Consider the following 720-nt stretch of genomic DNA (forward strand, 5'->3'; position numbering starts at 1 on the left):
TAATATGTTCAGATAAGACAGGCACATTAACACAAAATAAAATGACAGTAACAAAGCTTTATACTTATGGAGAACTTAAAGATATAGAAGATGCTAACTTAGACAATAAGGATGAGGATTTAGCATTAAAAATTGGTTTATTGTGTAATGATGCAACAATAGAAGAAGATGATGGAGAAAAGAAATCACTAGGAGACCCAACTGAAGTAGCGTTAATAGTAGCGGGACAACAACATGGATTATTTAAGAAAGAACAAGAAGCTATATTAGAAAGAGTAGAGGAAATACCTTTTGATTCAGATAGAAAGTTAATGACTACTATACACAAGAGTAATACAGATTATAAAGTATTTACTAAGGGTGCTTTAGATGTTTTAATAGATAGATGCAAAAAAATACTTATAGATAATGAAGAAAAAGAACTAACGGAAGAAATAAAAGAAAATATAAAAAGAGCAAATATAGAAATGTCATCAAATGCATTAAGAGTAATAGCTCTAGCGTATAAGTTAGTAGATGAAATTCCAACTAACATGACATCAGAAAATGTAGAGAATGATTTGATATTTATAGGTATGTTAGGAATGATAGATCCACCAAGAGAAGAAGTAAAGATAGCTGTAGCAAAATGTAAGGAAGCAGGAATAAGGCCTGTTATGATAACAGGTGATCATAAAGTAACTGCTATGGCTATAGCAAAAGAACTAGGAATACTAAACG

1 protein-coding gene is annotated in these 720 nt (G+C 30.4%); it reads left to right on the forward strand.

Annotation, left to right across the window (positions count from 1 at the left end):
- On the forward strand, nt 1-720 hold a 720-nt coding region (locus CLPU_RS16375), incomplete at both ends, for an HAD family hydrolase (protein WP_115840422.1).

It is taken from the genome of Gottschalkia purinilytica, assembly GCF_001190785.1.
GTDB classification, from domain to species: Bacteria; Bacillota; Clostridia; order Tissierellales; family Gottschalkiaceae; genus Gottschalkia_A; species Gottschalkia_A purinilytica.